The sequence below is a fragment of the Bacteroides acidifaciens genome, assembly GCF_903181435.1.
Classification (GTDB): Bacteria; Bacteroidota; Bacteroidia; order Bacteroidales; family Bacteroidaceae; genus Bacteroides.
This window is the reverse complement of record NZ_CAEUHO010000001.1, coordinates 1,572,092-1,591,168: the sequence shown is the minus strand read 5'-3', so window position 1 is coordinate 1,591,168 and position 19,077 is coordinate 1,572,092. Positions and strand designations below refer to the sequence as shown.

17 protein-coding genes are annotated in these 19,077 nt (G+C 37.6%); 15 read left to right on the top strand and 2 right to left on the bottom strand.

What is annotated here, in order from left to right; translation table 11 throughout:
- The first annotated feature begins 10 nt into the window (after positions 1–10).
- From CLIN57ABFB40_RS06615 to CLIN57ABFB40_RS06545, 15 genes are all read left to right on the top strand, one after another.
- Positions 11–169, top strand: a complete 159-nt coding sequence (locus CLIN57ABFB40_RS06615) for a DUF4295 domain-containing protein (protein WP_007758236.1) — start codon at positions 11–13, stop codon at positions 167–169.
- 139 nt (positions 170–308) lie between these two features.
- Positions 309–1,268, top strand: coding sequence for a signal recognition particle-docking protein FtsY (ftsY, locus tag CLIN57ABFB40_RS06610; protein WP_024987717.1), 960 nt, complete (start codon positions 309–311; stop codon positions 1,266–1,268).
- The gene (gene rimO, locus CLIN57ABFB40_RS06605) at positions 1,265–2,575 is read left to right on the top strand and encodes a 30S ribosomal protein S12 methylthiotransferase RimO (protein WP_175629408.1); all 1,311 of its coding nucleotides are present in this window, start codon (positions 1,265–1,267) and stop codon (positions 2,573–2,575) included. Before ftsY ends, rimO begins: the two co-directional genes overlap by 4 nt.
- A complete protein-coding gene (locus CLIN57ABFB40_RS06600) occupies positions 2,568–2,840 on the top strand; it encodes an HU family DNA-binding protein (RefSeq protein WP_175629407.1) in 273 nt (90 codons plus the stop codon). Before rimO ends, CLIN57ABFB40_RS06600 begins: the two co-directional genes overlap by 8 nt.
- Positions 2,841–2,852: 12 nt before the next feature.
- Positions 2,853–4,280, top strand: a complete 1,428-nt coding sequence (locus CLIN57ABFB40_RS06595) for an HU family DNA-binding protein (protein ID WP_175629406.1) — start codon at positions 2,853–2,855, stop codon at positions 4,278–4,280.
- Positions 4,281–4,516: 236 nt separating this feature from the next.
- Positions 4,517–5,512 carry an AAA family ATPase gene (locus CLIN57ABFB40_RS06590; protein ID WP_175629405.1) on the top strand — a complete coding sequence of 332 codons (996 nt, stop codon included), beginning with the start codon at positions 4,517–4,519 and terminating at the stop codon, positions 5,510–5,512.
- An 86-nt stretch (positions 5,513–5,598) separates the two neighbouring features.
- Positions 5,599–6,468 (top strand): DUF58 domain-containing protein, encoded by an 870-nt coding sequence (locus tag CLIN57ABFB40_RS06585; RefSeq protein WP_024987712.1) that lies wholly within the window; start codon positions 5,599–5,601, stop codon positions 6,466–6,468.
- On the top strand, positions 6,468–7,556 hold the full coding sequence (locus CLIN57ABFB40_RS06580) for a hypothetical protein (RefSeq protein ID WP_175629404.1): 1,089 nt from the start codon (positions 6,468–6,470) through the stop codon (positions 7,554–7,556). Before CLIN57ABFB40_RS06585 ends, CLIN57ABFB40_RS06580 begins: the two co-directional genes overlap by 1 nt.
- 50 nt (positions 7,557–7,606) lie before the next feature.
- Positions 7,607–8,590, top strand: coding sequence for a vWA domain-containing protein (locus CLIN57ABFB40_RS06575; protein WP_024987710.1), 984 nt, complete (start codon positions 7,607–7,609; stop codon positions 8,588–8,590).
- 46 nt (positions 8,591–8,636) lie between these two features.
- Entirely contained in the window at positions 8,637–9,665 is a 1,029-nt protein-coding gene (locus tag CLIN57ABFB40_RS06570; protein ID WP_175629403.1) for a VWA domain-containing protein, read from the top strand.
- 8 nt (positions 9,666–9,673) lie between these two features.
- Entirely contained in the window at positions 9,674–10,396 is a 723-nt protein-coding gene (locus tag CLIN57ABFB40_RS06565) for a tetratricopeptide repeat protein (RefSeq protein WP_175629402.1), read from the top strand.
- Positions 10,397–10,427: 31 nt separating this feature from the next.
- Complete coding sequence (locus tag CLIN57ABFB40_RS06560; protein ID WP_175629401.1) at positions 10,428–12,260, top strand: BatD family protein; 1,833 nt, start codon at positions 10,428–10,430, stop codon at positions 12,258–12,260.
- An 18-nt stretch (positions 12,261–12,278) separates the two neighbouring features.
- Entirely contained in the window at positions 12,279–13,106 is an 828-nt protein-coding gene (locus CLIN57ABFB40_RS06555) for a tetratricopeptide repeat protein (RefSeq protein WP_175629400.1), read from the top strand.
- 128 nt (positions 13,107–13,234) lie between these two features.
- Complete coding sequence (locus CLIN57ABFB40_RS06550; protein ID WP_004295969.1) at positions 13,235–13,525, top strand: hypothetical protein; 291 nt, start codon at positions 13,235–13,237, stop codon at positions 13,523–13,525.
- 76 nt (positions 13,526–13,601) lie between these two features.
- On the top strand, positions 13,602–14,723 hold the full coding sequence (locus CLIN57ABFB40_RS06545) for a universal stress protein (protein WP_175629399.1): 1,122 nt from the start codon (positions 13,602–13,604) through the stop codon (positions 14,721–14,723).
- Between the two features lie 191 nt (positions 14,724–14,914).
- On the opposite strand, the gene CLIN57ABFB40_RS06540 is transcribed toward CLIN57ABFB40_RS06545, so the two are convergent.
- Positions 14,915–16,129 carry a tetratricopeptide repeat protein gene (locus CLIN57ABFB40_RS06540; RefSeq protein ID WP_175629398.1) on the bottom strand — a complete coding sequence of 405 codons (1,215 nt, stop codon included), beginning with the start codon at positions 16,127–16,129 and terminating at the stop codon, positions 14,915–14,917.
- Positions 16,130–16,161: 32 nt separating this feature from the next.
- Entirely contained in the window at positions 16,162–18,741 is a 2,580-nt protein-coding gene (gene gyrA, locus CLIN57ABFB40_RS06535) for a DNA gyrase subunit A (RefSeq protein ID WP_175629397.1), read from the bottom strand.
- Positions 18,742–19,077 lie beyond the last annotated feature (336 nt).

Sequence of the window (19,077 nt, the reverse complement as noted above, 5' to 3'; positions counted from 1 at the left end):
AGTATAACCCATGGCAAAGAAAACAGTAGCAAGTTTGCACGATGGTTCTAAAGAAGGTCGTGCTTATACCAAGGTTATCAAAATGGTAAAATCTCCGAAAACTGGAGCATACGTTTTTGATGAGCAAATGGTTCCGAACGAAAAAGTACAAGACTTTTTCAAAAAATAATCGAAATAGCATACACGCTATAAATCCAAAATCCTCTCATTGTTATCAGTGGGAGGATTTTTTATTGCTTCTTTTTTTTACTTTTTCAATCCTTTGTTATATCTTTGTAGCATAATGTATTATACAAACAACCGTAAATATGGGATTTTTTAGTTTTTTTTCAAAGGAAAAGAAGGAAACTTTAGATAAAGGATTATCTAAAACCAAAGAGAGCGTATTTAGTAAAATAGCTCGTGCCGTGGCTGGTAAGTCAAAGGTAGATGACGAAGTATTGGATAATCTCGAAGAAGTGCTGATCACATCTGACGTAGGTGTAGAAACCACTCTGAACATAATCAAGCGCATAGAGAAACGTGCTGCTAATGACAAATATGTGAATACCCAAGAACTGAATCATATATTGCGTGACGAAATAGCAGCCCTATTGACCGAAAATAATTCAGATGATGTAGCCGACTTCGACGTACCCATCCAAAGAAAGCCTTATGTGATTATGGTAGTGGGAGTGAATGGAGTAGGTAAGACTACGACAATCGGCAAATTGGCTTATCAGTTTAAAAAGGCAGGTAAATCCGTTTATTTGGGGGCTGCCGATACTTTCCGTGCAGCTGCAGTAGAGCAGCTTATGATTTGGGGAGAACGGGTAGGAGTGCCAGTTATCAAACAGAAAATGGGGGCTGATCCTGCATCCGTAGCATATGACACACTCAGTTCCGCTGTTGCCAACAATGCTGATATTGTTATCATTGATACAGCCGGACGACTTCATAATAAAGTTGGATTAATGAACGAGTTGACAAAGATAAAGAATGTAATGAAAAAAGTAGTCCCCGATGCACCGGATGAAGTTCTGCTGGTATTGGATGGATCTACCGGCCAGAATGCTTTCGAACAGGCAAAGCAATTTACTTTGGCAACAGAAGTGACCGCAATGGCTATCACAAAGCTAGACGGCACAGCAAAAGGCGGTGTTGTGATTGGTATTTCCGATCAGTTCAAAATCCCCGTCAAATACATTGGACTAGGCGAAGGTATGGAGGACTTGCAGGTATTCCGTAAAAACGAATTTGTAGATTCCTTGTTTGGAGAGAATGCATGAAAAGAAAAAAAATTGATATAATCACTTTAGGATGTTCCAAAAATCTGGTAGATTCAGAACAATTGATGCGCCAGTTGGAGGAAGTGGGATACAGCGTAACCCATGACACAGAAAATCCCCAAGGAGAAATAGCCGTTATCAATACATGTGGCTTTATAGGTGATGCCAAAGAGGAGTCTATCAATATGATTTTGGAATTTGCCGAAAGGAAAGAGGAAGGTGAATTGAAGAAGCTGTTTGTCATGGGATGCCTTTCCGAACGTTATCTTAAAGAATTGGCGATTGAAATACCTCAGGTGGATAAATTCTATGGCAAATTCAACTGGAAAGAGTTATTGCTGGATTTAGGAAAAACATACCATGATGAATTGTATATTGAGAGGACGCTGACTACGCCCAAGCATTATGCTTATCTGAAAATCTCAGAAGGGTGCGACCGCAAATGCTCTTATTGTGCTATTCCGATTATTACGGGACGTCATATTTCCAAACCTATGGAAGAAATTCTGGAAGAGGTTCGATATTTGGTATCACAAGGCGTGAAAGAGTTTCAAGTGATTGCCCAAGAATTGACTTATTATGGCATTGACCGCTATAAGAAACAAATGCTTCCCGAACTGATAGAACGCATTTCGGATATACCGGGAGTGGAGTGGATTCGCCTGCATTATGCATATCCGGCACACTTCCCCACGGATTTGTTCCGAGTAATGCGCGAGCGCAATAATGTATGTAAATATATGGACATCGCTCTTCAGCATATCAGCGATAATATGTTGAAATTGATGCGTCGGCAAGTTACTAAAGAAGATACTTACAAGCTGATTGAGCAATTTCGCAAAGAAGTACCGGGTATCCACCTGCGAACGACTTTAATGGTAGGACACCCTGGGGAAACAGAGGAAGATTTTGAGGAATTGAAGGAATTTGTGCGTAAAGTGCATTTCGACAGAATGGGAGCTTTTGCTTATTCCGAGGAAGAAGGTACTTACGCCGCAGAAGCCTACAAGGATACTATTCCACAAGAAGTGAAACAAGCCCGACTTGATGAATTAATGGATATCCAGCAGGGGATTTCAGCAGAGTTGAGTGCAAAAAAAATCGGCAAACAGATGAAAATCATCATCGACCGTCTGGAAGGGGATTATTATATCGGAAGAACTGAATTCGATTCTCCGGAAGTAGACCCGGAAGTTTTGATTAATCGGTCTGGGAAAGAGCTTGAAATCGGAAAGTTTTATCAAGTAGAAGTGACAGACGCAGACGATTTCGATTTGTACGCAAAGATAATAAATGACTATGAATAATAAGGAATTTACATCTGAACTAGCAGAGAGATTGGGGTACACCATTAAAGATACTACCGAATTAATAGGTTCTTTGTTGTCAGACATGACACAAGAACTGGAAGAAGGTAATATGATTGCCATACAGGGATTCGGCTCTTTTGAAGTAAAAAAGAAAGCGGAACGTATTTCAATCAATCCGGCAAGTAAGCAACGCATGTTGGTGCCGCCCAAGTTGGTGTTGTCTTACAAACCTAGCAATACACTGAAAGATAAGTTTAAATAAATATCTCCCGTTATGAATGAAAGACTAACAATTCAAGACCTTACCGACTTATTGGCTGCCAAACATAGCATGACCAAGAAGGATGCCGAGGCGTTCGTAAAAGAGTTCTTTCTCCTGATAGAACAAGCCTTGGAGAGCGAGAAGAGTGTCAAAATCAAAGGATTGGGAACTTTCAAACTTATTGATGTAGATAGTCGGGAAAGTGTCAATGTCAACACCGGTGAACGTTTTCAGATAAAAGGACATACAAAGGTGTCGTTTTCTCCGGACGCGAATCTGAGGGATACAATAAACAAACCTTTTGCGCATTTTGAGACTGTTGTATTGAATGAAAATACAATACTAGAGGATACCCCGATAGAAGAAACGGAAGAGGAAGAAGCAAGCGAGGAAATCCTGATCCCAGTAGTGGAAGATAACAATAAAGAGGAGATTCAAAAAAATACTCCTAATCTTATTATAGAAGAAACTCCGGGTGCCAACGAAGGAGATTCTTCCAAAGAAGCAAATATAGTCCAGGAAAAGCAAACAACAGAACAGTTTGTTGAAGCAGAAGTTGTGGTTAAAGAACCGATTGTTGCTGAAACTACAACCACAGAAGAAACGGTTGAACAGCAATTGGAAGAACAGCTGTTGCCTGAAACGAACAATGAAGAAAAAGTGGAGCAAGAGGAATTTGATAATGAAGAGACTCCTATTGTTAAGCAATATCAACAGCCGGAACAACCGGTAAAAGAGAAAGAAACAATTACGGCTGAACAGATAATTGAACAGGAACTTCTGAAAGCAAATCTGAAACCTGAAATACCTATAGTACTGCCTAAAGAGGAGAATACAATTCCTGTTAAGCCGGCACAAGCTGTTGCCCCAAACTCTAAGAAGAAGACTCCTGCAAAGGAAACGAAGGAAAAATCACCTGTACCCTACTTGATTACTGTTATCATCCTTGTTTTGTTGCTATGTGGTGGCGTTATCCTATTCATTTATTATCCGGATTTATTCTCTTCTTCATCCGATAAGAATGCTTTTGACATGCCACCTGTAACAACTCAACCGGTCCAACCGGAAGCACAACTTTCTGATACAATCGAGCATAAAGATACAATTAAAGAAGTAACGCCCGATATATCTAAAACTGTTGTAACTCCACAACCTGTTGCAAAAAAAGAAGAGGTGACTACCCCAGTTAAAACAGAAAATAAAGTTGTGCAACAACCTTCAGTTTCTGTTTATTCGGATTCGGCATCCTATAAGATAACAGGAACCAAAACCAAATACACAATCAAAGAGGGTGAAACTTTAACAAGAGTCTCTTTGCGCTTTTATGGTACAAAAGCGATGTGGCCGTACATCGTGAAACATAACCCGAGCGTTATCAAGAATCCTAATAATGTACCATACGGTACAACAATTCAGATACCAGAACTTACTAAAGAATAAGTATAAAAATTCATTCACCCGGTCATGCAAATCCAGTATTGGCCGGGTGAAATGTTATGGATGTGCAAAAGCATATGAAAGTACCTTAATCTAAAGATTTCGCATTGTTTTTTAATAAAAATTAGTTGCAATCGTTAATTATATGGCGTACTTTTGGGAGCAAAATAAAAAGCCTTATAATACAGGTGAGGCTTACATTAAATAATGGGAATTAAATATTAAAATATTAAGTATTTATGGCTGAATCAATTGATATCCGCGAGCTAAATGAGCGGATTGAAAGACAAAGTGCTTTCGTTACCAATCTTACGACAGGTATGGACCAAATCATTGTTGGTCAGAAACATTTGGTTGAATCACTACTTATCGGATTACTTTCCGATGGTCACGTTCTTTTGGAAGGTGTACCAGGTTTGGCAAAAACTTTGGCAATCAAAACACTCGCTTCTCTGATTGATGCGAAATATAGCCGTATCCAGTTCACACCAGACTTATTGCCTGCCGATGTTATCGGTACAATGGTTTACAGTCAGAAAGATGAATCTTTCAAAGTACAAAGAGGACCTATTTTCGCTAACTTTGTATTAGCTGATGAAATAAACCGTGCTCCGGCTAAGGTACAGAGTGCTTTGCTGGAAGCTATGCAAGAGCGTCAGGTTACTATTGGTAAGGAAACATTTGTGTTACCAGAACCTTTCCTTGTATTAGCAACCCAAAACCCTATTGAACAAGAAGGTACTTATCCGCTTCCAGAAGCACAGGTCGACCGTTTCATGCTGAAAGTTGTTATCGACTATCCGAAGTTGGAAGAGGAAAAATTGATTATTCGCCAGAATATCAATGGAGAAAAATTCAATGTGAAACCTATTCTGAAAGCTGATGAAATTATTGAAGCACGCAAGGTGGTTCGTCAGGTATATTTGGATGAGAAAATTGAGCGCTATATAGTAGATATTGTATTTGCGACTCGTTTCCCGGAAAAATATGACCTCAAAGAATTAAAAAATATGATCGGATTTGGTGGTTCGCCTCGTGCTTCTATCAATTTGGCTCTAGCTGCCCGTACATATGCTTTTATCAAACGTCGCGGTTATGTAATCCCAGAAGATGTACGTGCCGTTGCGCATGATGTTCTTCGTCATCGCATCGGATTGACATACGAAGCGGAAGCTAACAATATGACTTCGGACGAAATTATCAGCAAAATTTTGAATAAGGTTGAAGTACCCTAATTTGTAGTTATAATACAGTCAATAAGTAATCATGGTATTATAATATACTTGACTACTTAGCTACTTACTACTTAACTACTGTATAAATGGAAACAAGTGAAATACTAAAAAAAGTTCGTCAGATTGAAATCAAGACACGAGGATTGTCTAATAATATCTTTGCAGGCCAGTATCACTCGGCTTTTAAGGGTAGGGGTATGTCATTCTCGGAAGTCCGGGAATATCAGTTTGGCGATGATATACGTGACATAGACTGGAATGTGACTGCGCGTTTTAACAAACCCTATGTAAAAGTGTTTGAAGAGGAACGGGAGTTGACAGTTATGTTGATGGTTGATGTTTCCGGAAGTTTGGAATTTGGTACTGTCAAACAGCTAAAGAAGGATATGGTAACGGAAATTGCTGCTACACTCGCTTTTTCTGCCATACAGAATAATGACAAGATCGGTGTGATTTTCTTTTCAGACCGGATAGAGAAGTTTATTCCTCCCAAAAAGGGACGTAAACATATTTTATATATCATCCGTGAACTGATTGATTTTCAACCGGAAAGTCGTCGTACCAATATACGCCTTGCATTGGAGTACTTGACTAATGTAATGAAAAGGCGTTGTACCGCGTTCATTCTATCAGATTTCATTGACCAGGAAAGTTTTAAAAATGCATTGACTATAGCTAACCGGAAGCATGATGTAGTAGCATTACAAGTTTACGACCGGAGAGTTAGTGATCTTCCGCCTGTGGGATTAATGCGGATAAAAGACGCAGAAACCGGTCATGAACAATGGATCGATACTTCTTCTAAAGCTGTACGCCGTGCGCATCACGACTGGTGGATACAGAAGCAAGCTGAACTGAATGATACATTTACCAAAAGTAATGTAGATTCTGTGTCTGTCAGAACTGACCAGGATTACGTAAAGGCATTGTTGAACTTATTTGCCAAACGAAATTAATGAAATCAAATATGAATAGAAATATTATTCTGATAGCATTATTAGGTTTACTATCTATCGGCAAAGTAACTGCACAATCTGTCACAGTGGAAGCAAAGATAGATTCATTGCAAATACTGATTGGTGAACAAGCGAAAGTACAATTGCAAGTAGCCATGGACGCCAAGCAGCGTGCTATTTTTCCAGCTTATACCGATACTTTAGTAAGGGGGGTGGAAATTATAGAAACAGTCAAACCAGATACTCAATTCTTGAATGATCGTCAACGAATGTTGATTACTCAAGAATATGTTATCACTTCTTTTGACTCGGCTTTATATTATCTGCCACCGATGCCTGTTACTGTAGATGGTAAAGAGTACAGATCTAAAGCTTTGGCACTGAAAGTATATTCCATGCCAGTCGATACATTGCATCCTGACCAATTCTTTGGGCAGAAAACTGTAATGAAAGCACCTTTTGCATGGGAAGATTGGTATGGTTTGATTGCTTGTTCATTTTTAGCGTTACCTCTGCTAGGTTTGCTGATTTATCTTATTGTCCGCATCCGTGATAATAAACCAATTATCCGTAAGATAAAAGTTGAACCTAAGTTGCCGCCACATCAGGCCGCTATGAAAGAGATAGAGCGCATCAAAACCGAAAAGGTATGGCAGAAAGGACAGCCGAAGGAATATTACACAGAGCTAACTGATACTCTTCGTACATATATCAAGGATCGTTTCGGATTTAATGCATTAGAAATGACTTCTTCTGAGATTATTGATAAACTACTGGAAATGAATGATAAAGAGGCTATATCCGATTTGAAGGACCTCTTTCAGACTGCCGATTTAGTGAAATTTGCCAAACATGATCCTCAAATGAATGAAAATGACGCAAATTTAATTAATGCTATTGACTTTATCAACGAGACTAAGCAACCGGAAGAGGAAAATCAGAAACCGCAGCCAACAGAAATTACCATCATTGAAAAACGCTCTTTACGTGTTAAAGTAATGCTGATTTGCGGAATTACGCTTTTAGCAGTAGCATTGATTGGTACTTTTATATATATAGGTATGCAGATATACAATCTTTTTGTATAAAGAATGTGTTACTTGAATACTAAATAGTAAACTGTTAAATCATAAATAAAATGGTTTTTGCCAATATTGAATATCTGTTTTTGCTATTATTACTTATACCTTATATTGTATGGTATATTCTGAAGCAAAGAAAAAGTGAAGCCACTCTTCAAATTTCGGATGCCAGAGTATATGCACATACGCCGAAAAGTTATAAGAACTATTTGTTGCATGCTCCATTTCTACTACGCATCATAGCGTTGGTATTGGTTATTTTGGTTCTTGCACGCCCACAAACGACTAATAAGTGGCAAAACAGCGAGATAGAAGGCATTGATATTATGCTGGCTATCGACGTCTCCACTAGTATGCTGGCCGAAGACTTGAAACCTAACAGGTTGGAAGCTGCCAAAGATGTGGCAGCAGAGTTTATTAATGGACGTCCAAATGATAATATCGGTATTACATTATTTGCCGGTGAAACTTTCACTCAATGCCCATTGACTGTAGATCATGCTGTATTATTGGATATGATTCATAATATCAAATGTGGTCTTATCGAAGATGGTACTGCAGTGGGGATGGGAATAGCGAATGCTGTAACCCGTTTGAAAGATAGCAAAGCGAAATCAAAAGTTATCATTTTACTAACGGATGGTACCAACAATAAAGGGGATATTTCTCCAATGACAGCAGCAGAAATTGCTAAAAGCTTCGGTATTCGTGTATATACCATCGGAGTAGGAACTAATGGAATGGCACCTTATCCTTATCCGGTCGGAAATACTATACAATATGTCAGTATGCCGGTAGAAATCGATGAAAAAACATTGACGCAAATCGCTGGTACTACAGATGGTAACTACTTCCGAGCTACGAGTAATTCGAAACTGAAAGAAGTGTATGAGGAAATTGATAAACTGGAGAAAACCAAACTGAATGTAAAAGAGTATAGTAAGCGAGATGAAGAGTACCATTGGTTTGCATTGGCTGCTTTCCTCTGCGTTTTGCTGGAAGTATTGCTACGTAATTCGATACTCAAGAAAATTCCATAAGGTGGTTTGTCAATTGTAATTTGTCAATCGTAAAATAGTAAAGAAGATGTTTCGATTTGGAGAACCTACATATTTATATTTATTGCTGCTATTACCATTTTTAGCAGCTTTCTACCTGTATTCTAATTACAAAAGAAGGAAGAATATTCGCCGTTTTGGAGACCCGGCTTTGTTGGCTCAGTTAATGCCTGACGTTTCCAAATATCGTCCGGATATTAAATTCTGGATACTTTTCGCTGCCATCGGCTTATTCTCTGTACTATTAGCACGTCCTCAATTTGGTTCTAAACTAGAAACGGTGAAGCGTAAAGGAGTGGAAGTGATCATCGCATTAGACATTTCAAACTCTATGCTTGCCCAAGATGTACAACCAAGTCGCTTGGAAAAAGCAAAAAGACTGATATCCAGATTGGTAGATGAACTTGATAATGATAAAGTCGGCATGATAGTTTTCGCTGGTGATGCCTTTACCCAACTGCCAATTACCAGTGATTATATTTCTGCTAAGATGTTTTTGGAATCTATAAACCCTTCATTAATATCTAAACAAGGAACAGCGATTGGGGAAGCTATTAATTTGGCGACTCGTAGTTTCACTCCCCAAGAAGGAGTAGGGCGTGCCATTATTGTCATTACTGATGGTGAGAATCATGAAGGCGGTGCAGTAGAAGCTGCTAAAGCTGCTGCAGAAAAAGGTATCCAAGTAAATGTATTAGGAGTAGGTATGCCTGAAGGATCCCCCATACCAGCTGAAGGTACAAATGATTATCGACGTGACCGGGAAGGTAATGTTATTGTTACCCGTTTAAATGAAGCGATGTGCCAGGAGATTGCCAAAGAGGGAAAAGGCATATATGTACGAGTTGATAATTCTAATTCGGCACAGAAAGCTATTAATCAGGAAGTAAACAAAATGGCAAAATCTGATGTAGAGTCAAAAGTCTACACAGAGTTTAACGAACAATTCCAAGCAATAGCCTGGATTATTCTGTTATTGCTTTTAGTAGAAATATTAATTTTAGATCGCAAAAATCCTTTATTTAAGAACGTTCATCTGTTTTCTAATAAGAAATAGTTATGCGCATGTTAAAAAGTAAATATATTCTATTCGTTGTGTTTCTGTTGTCAACAGTCGCTGTTTCAGCTCAGAAAGCAGAACGCGATTATATCCGTAAAGGGAATCGGCTGTTTAATGACAGCATATTTGTAGATGCAGAGGTGAACTATCGAAAAGCCTTGGAAATAAATCCCAAATCTACAGTATCCATGTATAATTTAGGAAATACGCTTTCACAACAGCAAAAATTTCAGGATGCTATGGAGCAGTATGTCTCGGCTAGCAATATCGAAAAAGATAAAATGAAACTAGCTCATATTTACCACAATATGGGAGTGCTTCTCCAGGCTGGTAAAGATTATGCCAAAGCTGTAGATGCGTATAAAATGTCGTTACGCAATAACCCTACGGATGATGAAACACGATACAACCTGGCTCTTGCACAAAAAATGCTGAAAGACCAGCAGCAGAACCAACAGAATCAAGACCAAAACCAAGATCAAAATAAAGATCAACAAAAGCAAGAACAAAAACAAGACCAAAATAAAGATAAACAGAACGATCAGAAGCAAGATGAAAAGAAAGATCAGCAACAACCGCCAAAATCTGAAAAACAAAATAACCAGATGTCGAAGGAAAATGCTGAACAATTACTGAATTCTGTGATGCAGGATGAAAAAGACGTGCAGGATAAAGTTAAAAAGCAACAGAAAGTTATGCAAGGTGGTCGTTTAGAAAAAGATTGGTAATATAAAGTTGATGATATAAATTTCATAAGCAATGAGAAAACTGATTATTATATTGATGGCATTGATAGCATATAGCACTCAGGCATTGGCCGACAAGGTGTCTTTTACCGCTTCTGCTCCTGACGCAGTGGTGGTAGGCGATCAATTTAGACTGTCTTATACCGTAACCACACAGAAAGTAAAAGATTTTCAGGCTCCGTCGATTAAGGGATTCGACGTACTAATGGGACCAAGTCGGTCACAGCAAAGTAGTACTCAAATTATAAATGGTAGTGTTACATCTACCAGCAGCATCACATTTACATATATATTGATGGCAAACACTGCCGGTGATTATACAATTGGTGGTGCTTCTATTGTAGCAGATGGCAATCAAATGGTATCAAACTCTGTGAGGATTAAAGTATTACCGCAGGATCAAAGCAACAATAGTGCACAAAATAGTGGTAATAACAATTCTTCTGCGCATTCCTCGTCTAGTACAAGTGTTTCTAATCAGGACTTGTTTATCACAGCAAGTGCCAGCAAGACCAATGTATTTGAGCAGGAAGCATTTGTCCTGACATATAAAATATATACCAGAGAATCTAATTTGCAGCTTAACAATGCCAAACTCCCCGATTTCAAAGGTTTCCATTCACAGGAAATTGAAATGACAACAAATGCCAAATGGACTCCAGAACATTACCAGGGGCGTAACTACTATACAACAGTTTACCGTCAATTTGTTCTTTTTCCACAGCAATCAGGTAAACTTTATATAGACCCAGCTCAATTTCAGATGACAGTAGGAAAACCAGTACAATCGGCCGATCCTTTTGATGCATTTTTTAATGGCGGGAGCAGTGTAATTGAGATAAAGAAATCTATCGCTACCCCTAAAATAGCGATAAACGTCAATCCACTTCCAGCCAGAAAACCAGCAGACTTTTCAGGAGGAGTGGGAGAGTTTACTATTTCATCCTCTATCAATAGCAAAGAGTTGAAAACTAATGATGCTATAACAATTAAACTGGTTATTTCCGGTACGGGAAACTTGAAATTGATTTCCAACCCAGAAATAAAATTCCCGGATGACTTCGAAGTATACGATCCTAAAGTAGATAATCAAGTTAGATTGACCCGGGAAGGACTTACCGGTAATAAAGTTATTGAATACTTGGCAATCCCCAGACATGCCGGAACATATAAGATTCCGGGAGTTTCTTTCAGTTACTTCGACATTCGTTCCAAATCATACAAAACTTTGAAAACGGAAGAGTATGTAGTGAACGTTGAGAAAGGTGCAGGAAATGCTGATCAAGTAATCGCAAACTTTACCAATAAAGAAGATTTGAAGGTATTGGGAGAAGATATACGTTATATCAAGCAGAATGAGGTATCTCTTCAACCTAGAGGAAGCTTTTTCTATGGTTCGACAACCTATTGGTTATTCTACATTATTCCGGCTCTTGCATTTGTTGTCTTCTTTATCATCTATCGCAAGCAAGCTGCGGAAAATGCCAATGTTGCTAAAGTACGGACAAAGAAAGCCAATAAAGTTGCTACCAAGCGAATGAAATTAGCTGGTAAACTACTTTCAGAAAACAAGAAAGATGCTTTCTATGATGAAGTGTTAAAGGCATTATGGGGATATATTAGCGATAAGTTAAATATTCCGGTATCTCGTTTATCAAAGGATAATATTGAAGAAAAACTGAGAAATCATGGAGTGAATGAGGAACTTATCAAAGAATTCCTAAATGCACTGAATGACTGTGAGTTTGCACGTTTTGCTCCTGGTGATGAAAATCAAGCTATGGACAAGGTTTATTCATCTTCAATAGAAGTGATAAGCAAAATGGAGAATTCAATAAAACATTAACCCAGAAGAGATTTTGTTATGAAAAAAATATTATTTCTTATATTAATATCAATGTCAATGACTTGTTTTGGACAGGATTCACAAAACATTGATTCTATACAAGTAAACGATTCTATCCATGCAGGTTCTACCATATTCTCCAATAATGCATCAGGAGATGTTACAAAAGCTGAAGGGGACTCCGCATATATAAAAGAGGATTATGCTGCAGCCATTCAGGTATACGAGGTCCTACTAAAGAATGGAGAAGCTGCTGACGTTTATTATAACTTAGGAAATAGTTATTATAAAATTGGAGAAATAGCAAAAGCAGTACTCAACTATGAACGTGCCTTACTATTACAACCAGGCAATAATGACATTCGAGCTAACCTTGAAGTAGCACATACTAAAACAATAGATAAAGTAGAACCTATTCCAGAAGTATTCTTTGTCTCCTGGACTAAGTCTTTGATAAATAGCATGAGCGTAGATGCATGGGCGACGTGGGGAATTATTTCCTTTATTTTATTAATTGTCGTTCTCTATTTCTTCATATTCTCAAAACAGATTGCATGGAAGAAAGCAGGTTTCATATCAGGAATCATTCTTTTGATTATTACCATATGCGCCAATCTTTTTGCTTCAGAACAAAAAGAACATTTAATAAACCGGAATGAAGCGATAATAATGAGTCCTAGTATCACAGTCAGAAGCACTCCGAGTGAAAGTGGTACTAGTCTATTTATTCTCCATGAAGGAAGAAAAGTAAGCATCAAGGATAACTCAATGAAAGAATGGAAAGAAATCCGCTTAGAGGACGGAAAAGTAGGATGGATACCCGCTTCCGCTATTGAGGTGATATAAAGCTTAATAATAGATTTTATAAATTCAAGAAAAAAAGATAAGCAAATAATTTGTTTTATCTTTTTTTTTGCTTAAGTTTATAGCGTGATAAAAAAATCACATAGTATTAACCATTAAATTTACGAGACATGAGAACAATAACATTTAATGAACTTCGTAAGATTAAAGATTCATTGCCTAGCGGTAGCATGCATAGAATAGCAGACGAACTTGGTTTGCACGTAGACACTGTGCGAAACTTCTTCGGTGGTCATAATTTCAAGGAGGGAAAAAGCGTCGGAATACATCTTGAGCCTGGTCCAGACGGTGGACTGGTAATGCTGGATGATACGACCGTTCTTGATCGGGCTTTAAAGATATTAGATGAATTGAACATGAGTATGCAAAAAGAACAGGCTACCGAATCTGTGCAAGTTTAAAATATAGCTAAACCGAATCCCAATTGAGCAAACAATTGGGATTTCTTATTTGTTCACCTTACAAAAATGTACACTTATGGAAGACAAATTAGTAACCCTAGCCATTCTGACATATACCAAAGCTCAGATATTAAAGAATGTCCTTGAAAATGAAGGTATAGAAACATACATTCATAACGTAAACCAAATACAACCTGTTGTTTCTTCAGGTGTCCGTTTGCGAATTAAAGAAAGTGATTTACCACGTGCACTAAAAATAACAGAAAGTTCTACATGGTTATCTGAAAGTATAGTGGGAGAGAAGGAACCTAAAGTTGAGAATAAATCAAATAAAATTTTAATCCCTGTCGACTTCTCCAATTATTCGATGAAAGCATGTGAATTTGCTTTTAATTTAGCAAAAACAGAGAATGCAGAAGTTATCTTATTGCACGTTTATTTCACGCCTATATATGCATCGTCATTGCCATATGGAGATGTTTTCAATTATCAGATTAGAGATGAAGAGACTGTGAAAACTATTATTCATAAGGTGCATTCTGACCTCAATAACCTTTCGGCTAAAATAAAAGAAAAAGTCGCCTCTGGAGAATTTCCAGATGTCAAATATAGCTGTATCTTACGAGAAGGTATTCCTGAAGAAGAAATTCTTAGATATGCCAAGGAACAGCGTCCCATTGTGATTATTATGGGAACTCGAGGAAAGAATCAAAAAGATATCGATTTGATTGGTAGTGTAACTGCCGAAGTTATTGATAGAAGCCGTACTACAGTGTTGGCTATTCCTGAGAATACACCATTCAAACAGTTCAGTGAGGTCAAACATATTGCTTTTATAACCAATTTCGATCAAAGGGACTTAATTGCATTTGAAGCATTCTTCAATACTTGGAAATCATTTCATTTTTCAGTATCTTTGATACATCTTACTGAGTCCAAAGATACCTGGAATGAAATAAAGCTTGCAGGGATAAAAGAATATTTCCATAAACAATATCCAGGGCTTGAAATTCACTATGATGTCGTAATGAGTGACAATTTATTAAAAGGACTTGATCAATATATCAAAGATAATCAAATAGATATAATTACACTGACTTCATATAAAAGAAATATATTTGCTCGCTTATTTAATCCAAGTATTGCCAGAAAGATGATATTTCATTCTGATACGCCATTACTTGTTATTAACGGATGATCAAATGAGACATAAAAAAGGCATTCACGATTAGGGAATAATCATTATTATGTTTAATAGATAGAAGGAGTAAATTAAAACTTTGCTCCTTTTCTTTTTATTTACCATTCTAATCTAACCACAACCTTTATAAAATAAAAAGAAGGCTACTCGCAAGTAACCTTCTTTTTATTTTAATTTTGAGAAAATGATTATTTCATCAACTTATCAATTTCTTCAAATTCTGGTCCCATATTCAAGTTATAATAAACTCGGTAAAGACCTTGCAACCAAAGGTCTTGTTGATCCGGTTTTAAAGCTCTAGCTTTTTCATAGAAAGGTTTAGCTTCTTCATAGAATTTCTTCACTACAGCTTGTGCTTCGGCATACTTAGGATCATTGATATCTGTTGTAGCTTTATCAGCATAATCCTGTGCTTTCATCAAATATACTAAACCTACGTTTGAATATGCTTCTGCATACTCAGGATCAGCAGCAATAGCTTTCTTGTAGTATTCGATAGCATTATCATACTCTTTCATATTATGATAAAGATATGCTTTTACATACAAATACAGCTTATTATTAGGATCATTGGATAACATTCTATCAGCAAATTCCATTGCTTTAGAGGCTTGATTAGAACTATTATAATAGTCAACCAAGTTTGCAAAGAAATAATCGTTTCCTGGGAATTTAAGGATACCTTCTTCCAAAGACTTAATCCATGCTGCAGTATCACCCTTAGCCTTATAAGCATCAGCCATTAACTGCATTGCAAATTTACCACCATCTTTATCAGCCAAAGCTGCGGGGGCATATTTAATGATTGCATCTTTATCACCTACTCTATCAGCAGCCAATGTTGCATAATAAGCAATTTGCGGAAGCAGAGTGTCGGTTTTAGCAATTTCTTTATCAGCCAACATCGGATAAGACGCTGATTCTACATATGTTGCGAAGAATTTCAGAGCTTCCTTATTCTTATCCAAATTGAAATATTGGATACCACCATTAATCAAGTTAGGACGTTCGGCCAACATGCTAGAAGCGTTTGCTTTACGATATTTGTTTTTGATTTTACCCTTTTCATTGGGAACTTGTGCCAAATCATCACATTTTGTATAGTACTCATACATTTTCAGAATACTATTGTAGACTTTCAATGTATCATACGGTTTTCTCAAAAAAGCATTTTTCATCTGCTCTTCGTTGATACGCTTCTGAATAAATCCAGCAACGTCCCATGTGTCAGCAAGATCCTTCGTTTCAGGATTCTTCATAGCTTCCTTAATAAGCTGTTCAGCCTGTTTAAAATTAGGTTTTACGTCATTGGCAATACTTTTTGCTTCTTTCACATTCTTCATCTGAGCGAATGAGAAGCTAACAGCCATCAATAAAACCATTGAAAATAATACTCTTTTCATGATTGTTGTTTGATTAATTATTAATATTATGTCTATTCCTCAATTTTATTGCTTTCGTTTTCATTAACGTCCACTGAATCTTCAATATCAGTATCAGGAGAATCAGCATTTGGGTCACTTACAATAGTACCTTCTGCTTCTTCTGCCGGAATTTCATCTTCAAGACTCTCAGTCATAACCTTACATACCGAACCAATCTGGTCGTTACGTTTTTCTAGATTAATCAGACGAACACCTTGAGTAGCACGTCCCATGATACGGACATCTTCCACTTTCAAACGAATAGTAATACCAGACTTGTTGATAATCATCAAGTCGTTCTCGTCTGTTACAGACTTTATTGTAACCAGTTTACCAGTTTTTTCAGTGATATTCATGGTCTTAACACCCTTACCGCCACGGTTAGTCTTACGGTAGTCTTCGATTTCAGAACGTTTGCCATATCCCTGTTCAGAAACAACCATTACAGATTCTGTTTCCAGATCTTTAATACAAATCATTCCAACGACTTCATCCTGACCATCGTTATCCAATGTAATACCACGTACACCTGTTGCAGTACGTCCCATTACACGGACTGCTGCCTCATGGAAACGAATCGCACGTCCATTACGATTAGCAATGATAATCTCATTGTTTCCATTCGTCATACGAACTTCGATTACACTATCATCCTCACGAATAGTAATAGCATTCACACCGTTCTGACGGGGACGAGAATACTGTTCAAGCAGTGTTTTCTTTATCACACCTCTCTTTGTACAGAACAATACATAATGGCTATTAATAAATTCAGAATCTTCCAAGCTCTTCACACGCAAATATGCTGTTACATTATCATCAGAATCAATATTCAGCAGGTTTTGGATAGCGCGCCCCTTAGAATTCTTCGTTCCTTCAGGTATTTCATATACTTTTAGCCAATAGCACTTACCTTTTTGAGTAAAGAACATCATAGTATTGTGCATGGTAGCCGGATAAATATGCTCTACAAAGTCCTCATCACGAGTTTCTGTACCCTTAGAACCTACTCCACCGCGATTTTGCGCACGGAATTCAGTCAATGGCGTACGTTTAATATATCCCATATGAGAAATAGTGATAATCATTTGATCGTCAGCGTAGAAGTCTTCCGGATTAAATTCTTCTGAAGAATAAACAATTTCCGAACGACGTTCGTCCCCATATTTCGCTTTTACTTCCAGTAATTCATCTTTCATTACTTTGCGGCATACTTCATCATCTGCCAGGATACTTTCCAAATAAGCAATCTGCTTCATTATTTCTTCGTATTCTGCATGAAGCTGATCCTGCATCAGACCTGTCAATTGGCGCAAACGCATTTCTACAATAGCGCGAGACTGAATTTCCGTCAGGTTGAAACGCTCTATCAAGCCTGCTATGGCATCATTAGGTGTTTTTGCAGCACGAATAATACGGATTACCTCATCAATATTATCCGAGGCAATAATCAAACCTTCAAGAATGTGTGCACGTTCTTTCGCCTTGCGGAGCTCAAACTGAGTGCGACGAATAACAACCTCGTGCCTATGTTCGATGAAATATTTAATTAAATCTCTCAGGTTCAAAGTCTTCGGACGTCCATGAACCAGAGCAACGTTGTTTACACCGAAAGATGTCTGCAAAGCTGTCATCTTATAGAGCTTATTCAACACTACACTGGCATTTGCATCACGTTTCACATCAATAACAATACGCATACCGTCACGGTCAGACTCATCATTCGCATTTGAGATACCCTCTATTTTTTTATCATTCACAAGGTCAGCAATGTATTTAATCAATTCTGCCTTATTCACATTATACGGAATCTCTGTTACTACAATTTTATCATGTGTCTGTCCGGTTTCTATTTCTGCTTTCGCACGCATAACCACACGTCCACGACCTGTCAGATATGCTTCACGTACACCGCTTACGCCATATATATATCCACCAGTAGGAAAATCCGGAGCTTTAACAAATTCCATCAGCTCTTCAACTGTAATTTCCGGATTATCAATATACGCGTCACAAGCATCGATCACTTCAGAAAGATTATGAGGCGGCATATTGGTTGCCATACCGACAGCAATACCGGACGCACCATTTACCAAAAGATTTGGAATACGGGTTGGCATTACTTTAGGCTCAACCAAGGTATTATCAAAGTTAGGTTCAAAGTCAACAGTTTCCTTATACAGGTCATCCATCATTGCTTCACCCAACTTATTAAGACGAGCCTCAGTATAACGCATGGCAGCAGGACTATCGCCGTCTACTGAACCAAAGTTACCCTGTCCATCTACCAAAGGATAACGCATTGCCCATTCCTGAGCCATACGTACCATTGCAAGATAAACAGAAGAATCCCCATGTGGATGGTACTTACCAAGCACCTCACCAACAATTCTGGCAGATTTCTTATAAGGTTTATCTGAAGTATTACCCAATTCCATCATTCCGTATAAAATTCTACGGTGAACGGGCTTAAATCCATCTCTAACATCAGGAAGGGCACGTGAAACTATGACCGACATGGAGTAGTCAATGTACGATGACTTCATTTCCTCCTCGATATTAATCTTTATAATTCTGTCTTGTTCAAGCATTTAAAATGATTATTAATTATACATTCTATGGTTTGTGAAAAACCACGCTAAAGTACTACTTTTCCCGGATATACGAAAGTTTTTAAGAAGAAAGTTTTATTAAGGACAGAACGATGACTGACTAAGCTTTAAAATACGAAAACAAAAGGAGAAAAACAATAAATATAAGATATAAAAATAGTATAACATCAGTAAAAAAGACCTGTATGTTTGTTATACCTTATATATATAATGCAAATACACCGTTTTTATGGCACGCCATTTGTAGATATAAGAAATAAAGCAAATATTGCAATACAAACTTGATTTAATGCGTATATTTGCCAGTGAATAACC